Raw genomic sequence first — 16,203 nt, 5'->3', positions numbered from 1 at the left:
CGGCCCGCGCAGAAACTAGGGGAAAGAATTTTTCCGCGGGTTTCGTACCCCTCCCCCAGAAACAACACGAGAAAACGTAAAGAACCCAAGGAAAGAATCCTTCCCCTACTTTCCGCACCGCCGCGCACACCAGAGCACCGCTACTCGTACACGCCCTCGACCATCCATTCGCCTGCCCGGTAGTAGAGCAGCAGCGCGCGTGAATCCTCCAGGAGCACTTGGGCTCTGGCGACGATGCCGGTATCGTCCATGCCCGCAGGCCACGGTCCGGCCCACCAGCTCAACGCCCAGGTGTCGCGGGCGGCGTCGCGGCCGGGACGTGCCATGCGTACGACGGCGGGCTCGTCGGAGAACGCTCCCCGACCGGTGACGGTCACCGGTTGCCCCGACGCGTCGGTCAACGACACCGGGGCGCGGGACATGACCGCGGGTGCGGGCTGGGGCACGCGGCCTGGCCACGGTGCCTGCGGGTCGCGCTCGGGGATCTTCTCGTCACCGAGTGCGATCATCGTGATCTGCTCCGACGGCCCGCGACCACCACTGCGCACCGGCACCTGCACGGCGTCGCCACCGAGCAGACCCTGCACACGCTCCAACGACCGGCGTGCGCGCTCGGAGACCTCCGACTCGCCCGGCAGTCCCGCACCGGTCAGTGCGTAGCGCAACTCGCCGGCGTCGACCGTTTCCACCGGCTCGAGTCGAAGCATCGCGATCGGCGAGTCGGGTCGGGTGTCGCCGCGACTCCTCCCCCTGCCCGCGCCGGTCAGCCAGCCCTCCAACTGCCACCGGACGCGGTCGGCAGTGGCGTCGGGTGTCAGCGGTTGTGCACACCGCCAGATCCGTGAATGTCGTTGTCCGCGTTCGGTAACGGCCTCGACCCTGAGCTTGGTACACGCCGCGGGTACGTCGGCGAGTCGACGATGCAGCATGTCGGCGAGGCGTCGGCCAGCGAACGCCGCGGCGTCGATCCGGTCGATCGGTGGCTCACAGACGTACTCGATCACCAACTCCGGCGCGACCGCACTGCCCGACGGTCGACGATCGGTCAGCGCGTTGGCCAGCCGGTGGGCGACGGCGGCGTCGGCGGAGAATCTGGTTGCGACGTCGCGTGCAGACATCGCGGCGAAATCGCCGATGGTGACGAGTCCGAGTCGACGCAACAGATCGACCAGCTCTGCCCGTTCGGGCACAGACAAACTCGGCTCCACGTTCAGTTCTGCCACAGGGAGATCGGCCAGATAAGCGCGGCTTCCGCCCGGTTCGACGTGATGACCCCGACGTGCAGCGATCACCGCAGTGAACAGTTCATCGGCAACCCCGACCTGCGATTCGACTCCGCACACCGAGATCTGGTCGACGAGTTGTTCGGCCAGCGACTCCTCTCCGCCGTGATGTCGCGCGGCGCCATCGGCAGGCATCACTACCAGCCCCGGGCGTAGCACCTCGACCACGGCGACCACCTCGGCCACCGCAGCCACCACCGGCTCGAAGAAGCGTGCGTCACGATCGACGTCCGCGGTGAACACCCGCATCTCCGGACACACCGCCTGCGCCTGCCGTTTTCTCATGCCGCGTCGGACCCCCGCCGCTCGGGCAGTCGCCGACGTTGCGGTCACCCGATTGGCCGACAGCACCGCAATCGGTTGTGCCGGAGGCAGATCCTCGTCGGCCGCTGCCGCCATCGCTGGCCAGTCCGGGCACCACACGGCCATGACCCGACCCATCAGTTCGCCACCGCGGTGAGCATCTGGTCGTCTGCGCTGATCTGATCATCCGGTCTACCCACTACCGGTTCTTCCGGGCGTGTCAGCCCCACCAGCCCTGCTTGACCCTGCGCACTCAACGAACTCAGATCGACGTCGGCGCTGCGTCGCCTGCGGTCACGCCCGGTTGCGGTGACCTGCAGCCGCAGACCCCCGATCCGACCGTGCCCACGCCGTGCTGCGGAGAGATCGGCGCCCGACGTTCCCGGGACATGCCGGTAGGTGAGCACGCTCGCCTCCATACGCACCTGCGCGCCCGGCCAATGACCGTCGACGACCAGCAGCGCCGACGACTGCTGGCGCACCCGGCCGCTGACCACCCGGCACCGCGCGGGCGCAACGTCGACTCCACGCAGGCCGAGCACCACCAGATCCATGCCGTCGAGCAGCACCGAGGCGATCTCGATCGGATCGACCCCCGGATCCGGCACGATGGCGATACGGGCGAGATCGGCGCCCATCTCTGCGACCGACAACAAGCTCAGCCACGGCAAGCCGACGATTCCCACCTGACCACCACTGCGACTCACCGCGGCGATCATCGCGACCACCAACGACCGGGCTCCCGAACAGTCGATCACGCTCCCTCGGGCGATTCCCCCGCGGCGAGCATCATGCTGTCGAGAGTTACTGTGCGGCAACAGATCTGCGAGAACATCCGGAAGCGGCAACCTATCGCCGACCTCGTCGACACGATCGACGGACAACCTGTCCGGCATGCCGGACAGCACCGCCATTCGCTTGCGAAGTTGCGCCAACGTATCGGCCCGCGCCCCGTCGGGCAGACCATCCCGGTCGGGCAGACCGCCCTCATCGAGAGCATCGCCATCCGACTGCGATGCGTTCGGATGAGCCAACGGCAAAACACTCATGAAGACCTCCTGGCCAGCGTTGTGATGCATGGCGAGCCGGGAAGTTGCTGCGCCGTCGGTCGCTCGGATCACCGAGTTTGATCGAACGTTTTTTCGATATTCAGATCGTACGACGCCCCTCTGACACTCCGCAACAGCCCAGGTGACGAACGGTCGAGCCGCCGCCCGCGAATGGCAGATATGACCAAAATATGCCCGTTGACCTGCACTGTTTGACCGAACACAACCTTCGACAAACCGTCGACACCGCAGACGCGACGACCGGCGCAGGAGCCGACATGATCACCACCCGCAACGGCGCAGACCCACAGCGACGCAGACCCACAGCGACGCAGACCCACGACGACGCAGACCCCACAGCGACCCGCACAACAACCACGCCGCCCGAGAACACCTGGGCGGCGTGGCTCAGAACCGCTTGACTCAAAACCGCGCGGCTCAGAACTGCGCGGCCTAGAACTGCGCAGCCTAGAACTGCGCGGCTCAGAACAAGGTCAACGCCTCGGCCATCTCGGGCGGTGCGATCAGGTCGCGCTCGCCGGTATCCACCAACTCCGTCCTGCCGTGATCGCGGCCGGTCAAACCGTGCCGAGCCACCAACGGCTGCAATCGATCTCGCAGCCACGACGAGTACTCCGCGGTGACATAGGCACCACGCCCGTAGAGGCCGCGGTACTTGCGCACCAGCGCCGGGTGGTTCTCGGCGAGCCAATTCATGAACCATGGCTTCGTCGAGCTGCGCAGATGCATCGGAAACGCCGTCACACCGGCGGCGCCCGCCTCGGCGAGTGCTCCGAGCAGCGCGTCGAGATGCGCAGTGGAGTCGCTCAGATACGGGATGACCGGAGCGACCATCACATGTGGCGCGAAACCCGCATCGGCGATGGCACGAATGAGCTCCAGTCGCGCCCGCGGCGACGGCGTCCCGGGTTCGATCTGTTTCTGCAGGTCGTCGTCGAAGATCGCCAACGACACACCGATGCTCACCGGGATCTGTCCGGACGCCTGACGCAGCAGGGGCAGATCCCGACGTAACAGCGTGCCCTTCGTCAGTATCGATATCGGGGTGCCCGACTCCGCCAACGCGGTGATCACGCCGGGCATCAGGCGATAGCGCCCCTCGGCACGCTGATACGGATCGGTGTTGGTACCGAGCGCGACGGTGTCGTGTTGCCACGAGCGCCGACGTAGTTCTTTGCGCAACACCGCGGCGACGTTGAGCTTGACCACCACCTGGGAGTCGAAATCACGCCCGGCATCGAGGTCGAGGTACTCGTGCGTCGGCCGCGCGAAGCAGTATCGGCACGCGTGCGAACATCCACGAAAGGTGTTGACCGTGAACCGGAACGGCAGCCCCGACCCCTCCGGCATGGCATTGAGCGCACTCTTGGCGAGCACCTCGTGAAAGGTGATGCCCTCGAACTCCGGAGTCTGCACCGACCGGACGAGTCCGGCGCGCGCAAATCCCGGCAGTGCGCCGTCGTCGGCTTCGACCACCTGTTCGGACCACCTCATGCCGATGAGTCGAACATACGTACTAGGTGGTGTCAACCCGCCGCGCCCCGCCGCCGAGCGCACCGAGCACCGACCCGGAGTCAGCCGCGCGGCTATCATGCCGGTATGTCATTCGCCGAGAGCTACCGCACACCGGGTCCCCAGTACCTGGTGGCCGGCCGTTATCGGCTGAAATCCCGAATCGGCGGCGGTGGCATGGGCACCGTCTGGCTCGCCCGCGACCAACTGCTCGATCGCGACGTCGCGGTCAAGCAGGTCCTCTCCACCGAGGGACTCTCCGACGATTCCGCCGACAATGCCCGTAAGCGCGCGATGCGCGAGGGCAGGATTGCCGCGAAACTCGCCCACCGCAACGCGATCGCGATGCACGACGTTGCGCTCGACCGCGGTGAACCGTGGCTGGTGATGGAGTACCTTCCGTCACGGAGTATCGCCCAGATCCTCTACTCGGCAGGCACACTCGACGTCACCGAATCGGCCAAGATCGGCGCACAGGTCGCCGACGCCATGACCGAGGCCCACGCCGCGGGCATCGTGCACCGCGACATCAAGCCCGGCAACATCCTCATCTCCGAATCCGGACGTCACGCGGGGCTGGTCAAACTCACCGATTTCGGTATCTCTCGCGCCAAGGACGATGTCTCCCTGACGCAAACCGGCGTGATCACAGGCACCCCAGCATATTTCGCCCCCGAGGTCGCGCGTGGTGCCGAACCGTCTGAGGCATCGGACGTGTACTCGCTCGGTGCGACGGTCTACACGATGGTCGAGGGCGAACCACCGTTCGGAGTCGACGACAACTCACTTGTCATGTTGCACAAGGTGGCTCGTGCGCAGATCAACCCGATGAAGCGGGCAGGCGCACTCGAACCAGTGCTGCTGCACATGCTCGAGCCCAGCCCCACAAAGCGGATCACAATGGCACAGGCCCGTGACGAACTCATCGCGGTCGCGTCCGGCGGGCGCGCCTCCGCCGATCAGATACTGACGAGCCTGATTCCCCGCGCATCGGGTGCGACAACCCTTCCCCCGCATACGCCGCACGGCGCGAGTCCCGCAGGACCCGGCCAGACGTCACAACCAGATTCGGCCCGCCCCGGTGGTTTCCCGTCGGCCCGCCCCAGGTCAGACCAACGAACCTCCGGCACGTCGGTGGCCACCGGATGGCAGACCCCACCGTCGCAACCTCGACACCACACTCTGGTCTCGTCGACACCGCCATTCCCGAGCGGGCAATATCCGAGTGGCCAGTACCCGAGTGGCCGGTATCAGGGCGAGCATTACCCGATCGACCCCTACGCGAGTCTTCCACCCTCCCAACGAGCTTCGGGCACATCGCCGACGGCGCTCGCGCTGGCGGTACTCGCCTTCTTCGTGGTGCTGGCCGTCGTGATCGTCCTCGCGATCGTCTTGATGCGCTGAGCCTCAACCGATGTGGCGGGTGGCCGCCCACCGGGTCAACGCATTTCGGTTGGACTGCTGAGTCTTCCGCAAGACATTCGACGCGTGGGTTTCTACGGTTTTGATCGAGATGAACAACTCCTCGGCGATCTCGCGGTAGGTGTATCCGCGCGCCAACAGACGCAACACCTCGAGCTCTCGCCTTGTGAGAGAGTCGAGTTCGGGATCGAGGGCGGGCTCGGGCACCGACGACTTACCAGTAAACGAATCGAGCACGAATCCGGCGAGGCGCGGACTGAATACCGCATCGCCATCTGCGACGCGCCGAACCGCGTCCGCGAGTTCCCGACCGTCGATTGTCTTGGTCACGTACCCGCGTGCGCCCGCCCTGATCGTGGCGATCACATCCTCAGCGGCGTCGGACACGCTGAGCGCGAGGAAGACGGGCACGTCGTCGCCCAATGTCTCTGTGACACCGCGCAATACGGAGACACCACCACCGGCGGGCATGTGTACGTCGAGGAGCACGACGTCTGGCCGTAGTCGCGTGATCGCAGTGATCGAATCGGCGACGGTGCCCGCCTCGCCGACCACGTGCAATCCCGGTTCGTCGGCGAGTTCGGCACGTACACCCGAGCGGAACACCGCGTGGTCGTCGACGAGAAACACTCGGCACAACGCGCTCTGTGCATCCGGCCCGGCGGTCGCGTTCTCGTTCATCGTGCCTTCCCGTGGTCGATCGACTCGTCGGTGTGCGTGGTTTCCTGCGTGGCCTCGTGGCCATCGGTGTCCGCGTCGGCGTGCGTCGTGGGACGCGGCATGATCAGTCGGATGTTCGTGCCGCGCCCCGGCGTCGAATCGATACGTGCCTGTCCCCCAGCACGTTCCACCCGAGACGTGATGGAGCGGGTAAGCCCCTGTCTGTCCGGGTCGACACCGTCGCGATCGAATCCGACGCCTCGATCGCGCACGAACACCTCGACCTCCTCGTCGCCCACCTCCATGTAGACGTCGACGCTACGCTCGCCGGAGTGCTTGGCCGCGTTGACGAGCGCCTCGCGCGTCGCGCCGATCAGAGCGGGCCAGCGTCGTACCTCGCTCCCCGGTCCGTGACGGGCTCCCTCGTCGGGCCGCAGATCACCGACGGTGATCACCTCGACCTCGATCCCATACGTGTCTTCCACCTCTGCGCCGACCTCTCGGATCGACGCACTCAACGACGTGCCGCGCTGCGCGACGTCGCCGAAGAGCCACCCACGCAGCTCGCGCTCCTGACTGCGGGCCAACCGGGCAACCTCCTCGGGCTTGCCCGCCTGCTTCTGGATGAGCGCGAGGGTCTGCAGTACCGAGTCGTGCAGGTGCGATGCGATCTCCTCGCGCTCGGCGTTTCGGATACGGGCGGCACGCTCCTCGTTCAGCGCGCGCCACAACCGCATCCACAGGGGCACGGTCAGCAGAACGACACCGATCAACGTGGCCGCAACGGCGAGCAACGTGGTGCTCAAGCCGCCGTAGTTGCGTCTGCCCGCCACGACTATCACTGCAAGACCACCGACGACGAGAACCGCGCCGCCCGCCAACCGTGTCCAGGTGAGCGCGGTGCTGTGGGGCGCGGTCTTCGACGTGTCGAACTCACGCCATACCAGGCCCGCACCGACCATGACGAACACGAACGGCACGAGATAGGCGGCAGGCGTTCCCGACGCCGCGAACCCGACAACGGTCATCGCAACCAGCGCGAGCACCGCGAGACCCAATGCCTGTCGACGCTCCCCCGGCGCGGGCGATTCGGTGTCGTTGCCCTGCGGGCAGAAGAACCACAGCAGTCCGTAGGCCAGCACACCGGCACCCGCCAGCGCAGCCAACACCACAAACACCACACGGACGCGGAACGCATCGACGCCGAGATGGTCGGCAACGCCGCCCGCGACGCCACCGATGACCCGGCCCGCGTCACGCCGCACCAGCCGAGGGATCGGTGGCACGTCCGGGGCAGCAGGGGTACTCACACTTCGATACTGCCCCACACACCCCGGTCGCCACATCAGGGTTGTTCCCCGATTTCCGGGGGAACGTCAGGGTATGTCCCCGATGCCCACAGCACGCGATGCCGCCAGGATTGGACTCATGGATGCCACACAAGTTCGCGGAGACATCGAACAGCTCTGGCACACGCGTCCCGTTCGCCCGGCGATTCCACGCACCGTCGCAGGTGTCTGCGCCGGCATCGCGTTCCGTTACCGCGTCGATCCGACGCTCGTGAAGGTGGCCTTCGTCGTCTCGACGCTGTTCGGTGGTAGCGGCCTGCTCCTCTACATCATCGGCTGGATCGCATTCCCCTCGAGCAGACTGTCGGCCGCCGGACCCGCCAACGATCACAGCGCACACGGTCACGGCCGCCACCACAACCCGAAGTTCGTGATCGTCGTCGCCGTCGTGATCATCCTGGTGATGTCGTTCGGTCCGCACGGCACCTGGAGTTCGGGCGCCGTGCTCGGCACCGTCCTGATGGTGCTCGGCTGGTGGCTGCTGTTCCGTCGAACACCCACACCGCTTCCCGGTACCAGCGCCGACACGCTCGACGCGGGGCCGTCGGCCAGTTCGGATGAGTTCCAACGCTGGACTCCACGCGCGCTGCGCACCGGAGCAGCACCGACATTCGCGAGCTCGACGGGAGCGCCGGTCGCTGCCCCGACCCCCGCCGCCGTCGACGTCCCCACCGCACCTTGCGTCGACAGTGCCGACGCGGTGACCTCGGTGTTCACCACCGCCGACCGTCAACCGCCCTCGTGGGACCCGCTCGGTGCCGCACGGTTCGCCTGGGATCTACCCGAACCCTCGACGCCGACGCCCCCCGCGGTACCGGAGAACCGACGCTCCTCGACTCGGGCATCGCTCCTCGTCGTCGGAGCGGCACTTCTGGTGGCGATGAGCGGTGTGGCGGCACACCAGGCGGGTGTCGAGTGGTTCACCCCGACACGCATTCTCTCCTTGGCCCTCGCGGTCGTGGGCGTTGGCCTGCTCACGCTCGCCGCGTTGCGTCGATCCACTGGGCGACGGCAGGTCGGACTCGTCCCCCTCACCGTCGCGTTGGGCGCGGCGGTCATCGTCACAGGCGCAACGACAACGTGGGTCGGACAGTCCGACGAGAGCGTCGTGCCGTCCGGCGGCGTGGGTCAGCGCATGTATAAGCCACTGTCCGAGAACGACATTCGCGACAGCTACTCGGTCACCATGGGCGCACTCGAACTCGACGTCCGCGACCTCACACTCACGTCGGACCGCACCGTCGACCTTCGTGCGGGCCTCGGCGAGGTGACCGTGCGGGTTCCGAAGGACATGAACGTGCGGGCGAACTGCACGTTGAATGTCGGTGATCCGCAATGTCCAGAAGGGCTATCCGTCGGCACGGCCGGCGCCGACATGCCGGTGTTGACGATCAACGCGCACGCCAACGTGGGCAGCGTGGAGGTGACCCGATGAACGACTGGAGCCCAAAAGGCATGGAAGCAGAAGGCAAGGGAACCGGGAGCACCGAGCAGGCTAGTGATGCCGTCGGCCGCCGCGCACCCGGTCTCGCCCTCCTCGGCATCGCCGCGATCGCGGTGGCGATCTGGGGCCTGACCGATAAGCCCGGTCTCCCGTCGGCGTCGGTCCTCGGCTGGGGCGTCGTCGGGATCGGGCTGATCGTCGGCCTGGTGCTCCTGGTCAGCGGCGCGCGACGGCGATAGTGTTCGCCTCTACTTCCGCTTGGCCCCTATTCCCACTCGATGGTGCCTGGCGGTTTGCTCGTGACGTCGAGGACGACGCGGTTCACGTCGGGCACCTCGTTGGTGATGCGGGTGGAGATCGTCTCGAGCACCTCATACGGCACGCGCGTCCAGTCGGCGGTCATCGCGTCCTCGCTCGATACCGGCCGGAGGACGATCGGATGCCCGTAGGTGCGGCCGTCGCCTTGGACGCCGACGCTGCGCACGTCGGCCAGCAACACCACGGGGCACTGCCAGATCTGGTGATCGAGACCCGCAGCGGTCAGCTCCTCGCGGGCGATGAGGTCGGCCTTGCGCAGCATCGAGAGGCGGTCGGCGGTCACGTCGCCGACGATGCGGATGGCAAGACCGGGTCCGGGGAATGGCTGACGCGCCACGATCTCCTCGGGCAAACCGAGTTCACGTCCGACCGCTCGCACCTCGTCTTTGAACAACAACCGCAGGGGCTCGACGAGGCTGAACTCGAGATCGTCTGGCAGCCCGCCGACGTTGTGGTGGCTCTTGATGTTTGCGGTACCACTACCGCCGCCGGATTCGACGACGTCGGGGTACAGCGTGCCCTGGACCAGGAAGTCGACCTTGTCGCCGTTGGCCGCCCGATCGCCGAGCACGTCACTGACCGCACCTTCGAACGAGCGGATGAACTCGCGTCCGATGATCTTACGTTTGGTCTCGGGATCGCTGACGCCGGACAGTTCGGCGAGGAACTTGTCTGCGGCGTCGACCGTCACCAGCCGCGCACCGGTGGCGGCGACGAAGTCGTGCTCGACCTGCTCACGCTCACCGGCACGTAGCAGTCCGTGGTCGACGAACACGCAGGTCAGACGGTCGCCGATGGCTCGCTGAACCAGCGCTGCCGCAACCGCGGAGTCGACACCGCCGGACAGACCGCAGATCGCGAGGCCGTCGCCGATCTGGTCGGAGACCTGGTCGATCAGTGCGTCGGCGATGTTCGCGGGCGTCCAATCGGCCTCGAGGCCCGCGATCTCGTAGAGGAACCGGGTGAGTACCTGCTGTCCGTGCGGCGTGTGCAGCACCTCGGGGTGGTACTGCACGCCTGCCATCTTCGACTCGACGGACTCGAACGCCGCGACGGGCGCACCGGGCGTCGATCCTGTGACGACGAAGCCCTCGGGCGCCACCTGCACGGCGTCGTTGTGGCTCATCCACACGGGCTGGTTGCGATCGAGACCGCGATGCAGCACGCCGTCGTCGGTGGCGGTGAACGTCGTGCGCCCGAACTCGCGCCCACCTGTGTTGGCCACCTCGCCGCCGAGCGCGGCAGCCATTGTCTGAAAGCCATAGCAGATCCCGAACACGGGGATGCCCAGCTCGAGGATTGCGGGGTCGAGGCTCGGCGCGTCGTCTGCGTAGACCGATGCCGGCCCGCCGGACAGGATGATCGCGGCAGGATCCTTGGCCTTGAACTCGTCGATCGAGGCGTCGTGGGCGATGACCTCGGAGTAGATGCGCGCCTCACGGACACGTCGAGCGATCAGTTGCGCATACTGTGCACCGAAGTCGATGACGAGGACCGGTCGCGGGCCCTCGACGAGCGCGTTCTCGGCAGAAGATCGGTCGGCAGGCGAGTTGTCGGCGGAAGAGTCTGTCACCACCCCATTCTATGCGTGCGCACCGACGTCATCACCGCGCAGGCGGCACCCGTCACCGCCGCGCAGGCGGGGCCCTCGGAGCGCAGGTGCCGCCGTGGGATACTCCATGTCGATATGAGCACCTCAGACGAGCGCGAAAAGGCCAGGTCATCCGCCGACAGGCCGGGGCGGCGATGGCTGTCCCTGTCGATCTCCGACATCACCCAGGCCGCCGTGTTCGCCGCACTGATCGCCGCACTCGGCTTGCCGGGGCAGATCAGCGTCGGCAGCGCGGGCGTACCCATCACGTTTCAGACCCTTGGTGTGATGCTGACCGGCGCCATCCTCGGCCCCAAGAAGGGCACGCTGGCGGTGGTCATCTTCATGGTCCTCGCGATCGCGGGACTCCCGATCCTCTCGGGCGGTCGCAACGGATTGACCGCGCTGTCGTCGCCGACGGCCGGGTTCTTCGTCGGCTTCCTGCCCGGCGTGTTCGTGATCGGGTTGTTGACGGCGTTCATGATGCCGCGCTATCGAATCCTGCTGGGCATCGTGTCGAATCTGATCGGCGGAGTGCTGGTGATCTACATCTGCGGCACCATCGGCCTGATGATTCGCGCCGACCTCACGCTGTGGGCGGCGATCGCGGCCAACGGCTGGTTCATCGCAGGCGATGCCGTCAAGGCGGTGATCGCGGCGCTCGTCGCCAGCCAGGTGCACCGGGGGTGGCCGGGCCTCATCACCCCACTGCGCATCCGACGTGGACGCGTCGTCTCACTCACCGCATGACAACTCACCGCATGGACCTCGCGTGATCGAATTCCGCGACGTCTCACACTCATTCGACGGCCGTCGGGTGTTGAGTGACGTCTCGGTCGACCTCCCCGAACGACGCATCGGCATCGTGGGTGCCAACGGCAGCGGAAAGTCGACGCTGGCGCGGATGATCAACGCGCTCGTCGTCCCCGACACCGGGACCGTCGTGGTCGATGGCCTCGACGCGTCGAAGGAGAAGCGTCGTGTTCGACGGCGCGTCGGGTTCATCTTCTCCGACCCTGACCGGCAGATCATCATGCCGACGGTGCGCGAAGACATCGAACTCTCGCTGACCAGAACGGATCTGAACAAAGCCGAACGTCGAGACCGCGCGATGAGCGTGCTCGATCGTTTCGGCCTCGCCGACCACGCCGACCAACCCGCGAGCAGATTGTCCGGCGGGCAGAAGCAACTTCTCGCACTCGCAGCCGTATTCGTCACCGAACCGTCGATCATCGTCGCCGACGAACCGACGACGCTCCTCGATCTACGCAACAGCCGCATGTTGCGCCGCGTGTTCGCCGACCTGGATGTCCAACTCGTCGTGGTCACCCACGACCTCGACCTGGTCGACGACTTCGAGCGCGTTCTCGTCATCGACGACGGGGTCATCACCGTCGACGATGTGCCCGGCGTCGCACTGCCCGCCTATCGCGAGGCGATGGCATGAATCCGCTCGGCACGTACCGGCCCGGAAACTCGCTGCTGCACAGGGCCTCCCCTGGCGTGAAGTTGCTGGGCCTCGCCGCAGGCATTCTCGTCATCACCCTGTGTGTGAGAACCCTTCCGGCGCTCGGGATTGCCGCCGCCGCGGTCGTCGCGGTCTACGCCCTGGCCGGCATCGGCCCTGTCACGGCGTGGCGCCAGTTCCGGCCGACGCTGTGGATTCTGTTGTTCGTCTTCGTGTTTCAGCTCATCTTCACCGACTGGCGTCGAGCGGTTCTGGTGTGCGGCATACTCGCGCTCTCGGTACTGTTGGCCGCCGTCGTCAGCCTGACCACCCGCACCACCGACATGCTCGATTCGCTGACGCGCGCCATGTCGCCGCTGAGCAAGCTCGGCGTGCGCACCGACCTGATCGCGATCTCGCTCGCCCTGACCATCCGGACGATTCCACTGATCGTCGAGATCGCAGGCCAGGTCGACGAGGCGCGCCGCGCACGCGGACTGCGGCCCGGTGCACGAATCCTGGTCGCGCCCATCGTGATCGCCGCGCTGCGGACCGCCGACGGGTTCGCCGAGAGCCTCAGCGCCCGCGGGCTGGACTGATCACACCGGAGTGCTCGGGTTCCGAGCCGCGCAGAAAGTTACGCCTCGTGGGTCGTTCGCATGTACCGGTACAGGCGGAGGAACCGCAGGGTGTGGTTTTCTGCGCGCGCCACCCCCGCTGCCGGGCGTGCGGTCAGGACGTCACAGCCGAGGACACCGGCGTGATCGGCAGCCGCAGCGCACCGGGCGCGTCGGCGGGCACAACCGGGTGTGCCGGCGCGATCGGGGCGAGCCGTAGGTAACCACTTCCCTGCTCGGGACGCTGGTCGTCTTCGCCCTTGTTGGGCCATAACGAGATCGCGCGCTCGGCCTGCGCCGAGATGGTCAGCGACGGGTTGACGCCGAGGTTCGCCGAGACCGCAGCACCGTCGGTGACATGCAGTGTCGGATAGCCCCACACACGGTGGTACGCGTCGACGACGCCGTTCGCGGGGTCGTCGGAGATGGCACACCCGCCGAGGTAGTGGGCGGTGAGCGGCATGTTCATCACGTCGCCCCACGTGCCACCGGCGAGCCCTCCCGGCAGGATGTCGGCGATGCGTCGAGTTGCCTCGTTGCCCTTGGGAATCCACGTCGGATTCGGCTCACCGTGGCCCTGCTTGCTCGTGACGTAGCGGAACGGCCCGCGCTTGCGAACGAATGTGGTCAGCGAGTTGTCGCTGCTCTGCATCACCAGGGCGATCACGGTGCGCTGACTCCACTTGCGCACGAAGAGAAGCCGCACGAGAAGGAAGGGATTCCGCGCGATCTCCTTCAGGAACTGGCCGAACCGGTTGCGCCTGCTCCCACCATCGGTGAGCACCGTCTGCAGATACGCAATCGCGTTGCTGCCCTTGCCGTATCGAACCGGCTCGATGTGCGTGTTGGGCTCCGGATGGAACGACGACGTGATCGCCACCCCGTGCGAATAGTCGTGCTGCGGATCGTATTTCGCGGCCATCGCGCCGAGGATCGATTCGGAGTTGGTACGGGTCAGCGCGCCCATCGCGTCGGAGATATTCGGAAGCGTCGTGCCCTTCGCTCGGTGGAGAAGCTTCTGGGTGTTGAACGTTCCGGCCGCGACGATCACCTGATCTGCGGTGAAGGTGCGCTTACCCGCGCCGAACGGACCCCACGACGACGAGCCCCTGGTCTCGACCTCCCACGTCCCGTCGGCACGCTGCACGAGTCCGTCGACGGTGGTGCGGTCGATGATCGTTGCGCCATTGCGCTCGGCGAGACCGAGGTAGTTCTTCATCAGGGTGTTCTTCGCGCCGACCCGACAGCCGGTCATGCACGCGCCACATTCGGTGCACGCGGTCCGCTCGGGTCCGGCTCCACCGAAGTACGGATCCGGGACGGTCTCGCCCGGCACTCCCGCCAGGCCGGTCTTGGCACCGAAGAACACGCCGACCGGCGTCGACGTGAACGTGTCGGCCGCACCCATCTGCTCGGCGACGGTGCGCATCACCCGATCCGATTCGGTGACAGTGGGATTGGTGACGACACCCAGCATGCGTCGAGCCTGTTCGTAGTGCGGCGTGAGCTCGGCCTCCCAGTCGGTGATGTGGTTCCACTGCGGGTCGGTGAAGAACGGTGTCGGAGGCTTGTACAGAGTGTTGGCGTAGTTGAGCGAGCCACCGCCGACGCCCGCTCCCGCCATGATCATCACGTCTTTGAGTGCGTGGATGCGCTGAATCCCGTACAGCCCGAGCTTCGGCGCCCAGAGCCACTTGTGGAGACGCCAACTCGTCTTGGCGAACTCGTGGTCTTCGAACCGACGTCCGGCTTCGATCACCCCGACGCGGTACCCCTTTTCGACGAGGCGCAGCGCACTGACGCTGCCGCCGAAACCGGAACCGACGATGAGCACGTCGAAGTGAGACTTGTTCTCGCGCTGGTTGAGCTTGTTCTCGCGCTGGTTGAGCTTGTCGAAACCATGGTGGGCTGCCATAGCCAACCATTCTAACGCTCGTTGTCACATGACGTGACGGCGGTCTCACCTGATGGGCAAGTGCGGCCTCACGCGCGGACCGACAGCCCTACCTTCTGAAACTCCTTGAGATCGGAGTAGCCGGCCTTCGCCATCGAACGACGCAGCGCGCCAACGAGATTCAGCTCTCCGAACGGGTCGTCGGACGGTCCGTTGAGCACGGTCTCAAGGCTTGGTCGGCCCTCGTCGGTCGCGACGCGCAGCAGTGCGCCGCGCGGAGTGTCGGGATGTGCTGCGGCCGACGGCCAGTACCAGCCATGCCCTGGGGCTTCGGCTGCTGCGGCCAACGGAGTGCCGAGCACCGCGGCGTCGGCTCCACAGGCGATCGCCTTGGCGAGATCGCCCGAGGTGTGGATGTCGCCGTCGGCGATGACGTGAACGTAGCGTCCACCGGTCTCGTCGAGGTATTCCCGACGTGCCGCCGCGGCGTCGGCGATGGCGGTGGCCATCGGAACGCCGATACCGAGCACCTCCGACGTCGTCGTCGCTCCTTCGGCGGAGCCGTATCCGACGATTACGCCGGCAGCGCCGGTCCGCATCAGGTGAAGCGCTGTCCGGTGGTCGTGCACGCCGCCCGCGATCACCGGGATGTCGAGTTCGGCGATGAATGTCTTGAGGTTGAGGGGTTCTTCTTCGCCCCGGACAACGTGCTCGGCGGAGATGATCGTGCCGTGCACGACCAGGATCTCCACTCCGGCTGCCAGGAGAGCAGGCGTCAGTTCCGGCGCGTGTTGCGGGCTCACGCGGACGGCGGTCGTCACGCCTGCGTCGCGCACAAAGCTCACTGCTTCGCCGAGCAGATCGGTATCGATCGGGGCGCGATGCAGTTCCTGCAGAAAGCGCACGGGCGCGGACGGATCGGGATCGTTGAGCGCGATGTCGACGAGTTGCGCGATCTTTTCCTCAACTTCGCGGTGACGCGCCCAGAGGCCCTCGCCGTTGATCGCGCCGAGGGAGCCGAGCTTTCCGAGCGTCACCGCCATCTGTGGGGAGACGAGGGCGTCGGTGGGATGGCTCAGGATCGGCGAGTCGAATCGATACGCGTCGATCTGCCAGGCCGTCGACACCTCTTTCGACGAGCGCGTCCGTCGTGATGGGACGATGCTGATGTCGTCGAGTTCGTATGTTCGACGGGCGGTTCTGCCCATGCCGATATCGGTCAGGTCACGCACCGTTGCGCCTCTCTTGGGGTTTGATGGACTGCTATTCGACTGTGCGGCGTCGTGATCGCGA

The 16,203-nt window shown here is 66.5% G+C and carries 15 protein-coding genes; 7 read left to right on the top strand and 8 right to left on the bottom strand.

The features are described from left to right. Nucleotides 1–140: 140 nt before the first annotated feature. Both A5785_RS07360 and A5785_RS07355 read right to left on the bottom strand, forming a co-directional pair. Nucleotides 141–1,724 (bottom strand): DNA polymerase Y family protein, encoded by a 1,584-nt coding sequence (locus A5785_RS07360; RefSeq protein WP_005207906.1) that lies wholly within the window; start codon nt 1,722–1,724, stop codon nt 141–143. After that, entirely contained in the window at nt 1,724–2,635 is a 912-nt protein-coding gene (locus A5785_RS07355) for a hypothetical protein (protein ID WP_064862283.1), read from the bottom strand. The genes A5785_RS07360 and A5785_RS07355 overlap by 1 nt, the downstream gene beginning before the upstream one ends. A 212-nt stretch (nt 2,636–2,847) precedes the next feature. Here A5785_RS07355 and A5785_RS07350 point away from each other — a divergent pair, with 212 nt between their 5' ends. Next, nucleotides 2,848–3,057 carry a hypothetical protein gene (locus A5785_RS07350; RefSeq protein WP_156528008.1) on the top strand — a complete coding sequence of 70 codons (210 nt, stop codon included), beginning with the start codon at nt 2,848–2,850 and terminating at the stop codon, nt 3,055–3,057. A 61-nt stretch (nt 3,058–3,118) separates the two neighbouring features. Here A5785_RS07350 and A5785_RS07345 read toward each other — a convergent pair whose 3' ends face one another. Beyond that, nucleotides 3,119–4,150 (bottom strand): Rv2578c family radical SAM protein, encoded by a 1,032-nt coding sequence (locus tag A5785_RS07345; protein ID WP_064865536.1) that lies wholly within the window; start codon nt 4,148–4,150, stop codon nt 3,119–3,121. A 105-nt stretch (nt 4,151–4,255) separates the two neighbouring features. Between A5785_RS07345 and A5785_RS07340 the strand changes: the two genes are divergently transcribed. Continuing rightward, the gene (locus tag A5785_RS07340; RefSeq protein ID WP_064865534.1) at nt 4,256–5,572 is read left to right on the top strand and encodes a serine/threonine-protein kinase; all 1,317 of its coding nucleotides are present in this window, start codon (nt 4,256–4,258) and stop codon (nt 5,570–5,572) included. Nucleotides 5,573–5,575: 3 nt separating this feature from the next. Here A5785_RS07340 and A5785_RS07335 read toward each other — a convergent pair whose 3' ends face one another. Then, a complete protein-coding gene (locus tag A5785_RS07335) occupies nt 5,576–6,271 on the bottom strand; it encodes a response regulator (protein WP_064865531.1) in 696 nt (231 codons plus the stop codon). Further along, entirely contained in the window at nt 6,268–7,596 is a 1,329-nt protein-coding gene (locus A5785_RS07330) for an ATP-binding protein (RefSeq protein WP_231895444.1), read from the bottom strand. The genes A5785_RS07335 and A5785_RS07330 overlap by 4 nt, the downstream gene beginning before the upstream one ends. A gap of 82 nt (nt 7,597–7,678) precedes the next feature. On the opposite strand from A5785_RS07330, the gene A5785_RS07325 reads away from it, so the two are divergent. Both A5785_RS07325 and A5785_RS07320 read left to right on the top strand, forming a co-directional pair. Continuing rightward, the gene (locus tag A5785_RS07325) at nt 7,679–9,034 is read left to right on the top strand and encodes a PspC domain-containing protein (protein ID WP_064865527.1); all 1,356 of its coding nucleotides are present in this window, start codon (nt 7,679–7,681) and stop codon (nt 9,032–9,034) included. After that, the gene (locus A5785_RS07320) at nt 9,031–9,282 is read left to right on the top strand and encodes a hypothetical protein (RefSeq protein WP_372495556.1); all 252 of its coding nucleotides are present in this window, start codon (nt 9,031–9,033) and stop codon (nt 9,280–9,282) included. The genes A5785_RS07325 and A5785_RS07320 overlap by 4 nt, the downstream gene beginning before the upstream one ends. 26 nt (nt 9,283–9,308) lie before the next feature. Here the strand turns inward: A5785_RS07320 and guaA are convergent, their stop codons facing one another. Next, a complete protein-coding gene (gene guaA / locus A5785_RS07315) occupies nt 9,309–10,934 on the bottom strand; it encodes a glutamine-hydrolyzing GMP synthase (RefSeq protein ID WP_064865650.1) in 1,626 nt (541 codons plus the stop codon). Between the two features lie 114 nt (nt 10,935–11,048). Here guaA and A5785_RS07310 point away from each other — a divergent pair, with 114 nt between their 5' ends. The 3 genes from A5785_RS07310 to A5785_RS07300 are packed head-to-tail and all read left to right on the top strand — an operon-like array spanning nt 11,049 to nt 12,998. Next, nucleotides 11,049–11,702: a biotin transporter BioY gene (locus A5785_RS07310; RefSeq protein ID WP_064865649.1), complete on the top strand. Its 654-nt coding sequence runs from the start codon at nt 11,049–11,051 to the stop codon at nt 11,700–11,702. Nucleotides 11,703–11,724: 22 nt separating this feature from the next. Next, nucleotides 11,725–12,399 carry an energy-coupling factor ABC transporter ATP-binding protein gene (locus tag A5785_RS07305; protein WP_064865522.1) on the top strand — a complete coding sequence of 225 codons (675 nt, stop codon included), beginning with the start codon at nt 11,725–11,727 and terminating at the stop codon, nt 12,397–12,399. Next, nucleotides 12,396–12,998, top strand: a complete 603-nt coding sequence (locus A5785_RS07300; RefSeq protein WP_064865519.1) for an energy-coupling factor transporter transmembrane component T family protein — start codon at nt 12,396–12,398, stop codon at nt 12,996–12,998. Before A5785_RS07305 ends, A5785_RS07300 begins: the two co-directional genes overlap by 4 nt. Nucleotides 12,999–13,131: 133 nt before the next feature. Here A5785_RS07300 and A5785_RS07295 read toward each other — a convergent pair whose 3' ends face one another. Continuing rightward, nucleotides 13,132–14,931 (bottom strand): GMC family oxidoreductase N-terminal domain-containing protein, encoded by a 1,800-nt coding sequence (locus A5785_RS07295; protein WP_231895443.1) that lies wholly within the window; start codon nt 14,929–14,931, stop codon nt 13,132–13,134. Between the two features lie 68 nt (nt 14,932–14,999). Continuing rightward, nucleotides 15,000–16,142 carry a GuaB3 family IMP dehydrogenase-related protein gene (locus A5785_RS07290; protein WP_064865517.1) on the bottom strand — a complete coding sequence of 381 codons (1,143 nt, stop codon included), beginning with the start codon at nt 16,140–16,142 and terminating at the stop codon, nt 15,000–15,002. Nucleotides 16,143–16,203: the final 61 nt, after the last annotated feature.

Origin of the sequence: Gordonia sp. 852002-50395_SCH5434458 (assembly GCF_001665905.1) — a bacterium.
Lineage (GTDB): Bacteria > Actinomycetota > Actinomycetes > Mycobacteriales > Mycobacteriaceae > Gordonia > Gordonia jacobaea.
This window is presented reverse-complemented; position numbering and strand designations above follow the sequence as displayed.

What these genes read in the sequence shown, in the direction of transcription:
- A5785_RS07340 (WP_064865534.1), top strand. Translation starts at nt 4,256, where the DNA reads ATGTCATTCGCCGAGAGCTACCGCACACCGGGTCCCCAGTACCTGGTG.
- A5785_RS07300 (WP_064865519.1), top strand. Translation starts at nt 12,396, where the DNA reads ATGAATCCGCTCGGCACGTACCGGCCCGGAAACTCGCTGCTGCACAGG.
- A5785_RS07360 (WP_005207906.1), bottom strand. Translation starts at nt 1,724, where the DNA reads ATGGGTCGGGTCATGGCCGTGTGGTGCCCGGACTGGCCAGCGATGGCG.
- A5785_RS07325 (WP_064865527.1), top strand. Translation starts at nt 7,679, where the DNA reads ATGGATGCCACACAAGTTCGCGGAGACATCGAACAGCTCTGGCACACG.
- A5785_RS07295 (WP_231895443.1), bottom strand. Translation starts at nt 14,931, where the DNA reads ATGGCAGCCCACCATGGTTTCGACAAGCTCAACCAGCGCGAGAACAAG.
- A5785_RS07330 (WP_231895444.1), bottom strand. Translation starts at nt 7,596, where the DNA reads ATGTGGCGACCGGGGTGTGTGGGGCAGTATCGAAGTGTGAGTACCCCT.
- A5785_RS07320 (WP_372495556.1), top strand. Translation starts at nt 9,031, where the DNA reads ATGAACGACTGGAGCCCAAAAGGCATGGAAGCAGAAGGCAAGGGAACC.
- A5785_RS07335 (WP_064865531.1), bottom strand. Translation starts at nt 6,271, where the DNA reads ATGAACGAGAACGCGACCGCCGGGCCGGATGCACAGAGCGCGTTGTGC.
- A5785_RS07355 (WP_064862283.1), bottom strand. Translation starts at nt 2,635, where the DNA reads ATGAGTGTTTTGCCGTTGGCTCATCCGAACGCATCGCAGTCGGATGGC.
- A5785_RS07345 (WP_064865536.1), bottom strand. Translation starts at nt 4,150, where the DNA reads ATGAGGTGGTCCGAACAGGTGGTCGAAGCCGACGACGGCGCACTGCCG.
- A5785_RS07310 (WP_064865649.1), top strand. Translation starts at nt 11,049, where the DNA reads ATGAGCACCTCAGACGAGCGCGAAAAGGCCAGGTCATCCGCCGACAGG.